Below are 832 nucleotides of genomic sequence, written 5' to 3' on the forward strand. Positions count from 1 at the left end.
GGCGAGGCGGTCGTGGAGGTCGCCGCGTCCGGGGTCAACTTCCTCGACGTCTACCACCGCGAGGGCCGGTACAGCCTCCCGCTGCCCTTCACCCCGGGCACTGAGGGCGCCGGCACGGTCGTCGAAGTCGGACCCGGCGTCGCTGACGTGGCGGTCGGGGACCGGGTCGGTTGGGTGGAGATTCCCGGCACGTATGCCGAGCGGGCCGTCGTGGACGCCTCCCGGCTGGTGCCGCTGCCCGACGACATCGGCTTCGAGACAGCCGCCGCCGTGCTCCTCCAAGGCATGACCGCGCACTATCTCGTCAAGGACGCCTACCCGGTCCAGGGGGGCGACACGGTGCTCGTGCACGCGGCTGCCGGTGGCATGGGGCTGCTTCTGACCCAGCTCATCACCCATCTCGGCGGCAGGGTGATCGGCACGACGTCGACCACGGCGAAGGCCGAGCTGGCGAAGCGTGCCGGGGCCGCCGAGGTGATCCTTTCCTCCGCGGTCGACGATCTCGCGGCCGAGGTGAGGCGGCTCAACGGCGGTCAGGGACTGCCGGTCGTCTTCGACGGCGTCGGCGCGCACACCTTCGACGCGAGCCTCACCAGCCTGCGAGCCCGCGGCCATCTCGTGCTCTTCGGCGCGGCAAGTGGTGCCGTGCCGCCGTTCGATCCGATTCGGCTCGCCCAGGGCGGTTCGCTGACCCTGATCCGGCCCAGCCTCGGGGACTTCATCGCCGATCGGTCCGAACTGCTCCGACGGGCCGCCGATGTGTTCGAGTGGGTGCGCTCCAAGGCGCTTGAGGTCACCGTGACGGGCCGCTACGCGTTGTCCGAGGCCGCCC

1 protein-coding gene is annotated in these 832 nt (G+C 71.4%); it reads left to right on the forward strand.

Going from position 1 to position 832, the window contains the following annotated elements; all coding sequences use genetic code 11:
* Nucleotides 1-12: 12 nt before the first annotated feature.
* A partial coding sequence (locus tag QK442_RS36220; protein ID WP_282698393.1) for a quinone oxidoreductase occupies nt 13-832 on the forward strand: 820 nt, incomplete at its 3' end.

It is taken from the genome of Streptomyces sp. CC208A (assembly GCF_030010625.1).
GTDB lineage: Bacteria > Actinomycetota > Actinomycetes > Streptomycetales > Streptomycetaceae > Streptomyces.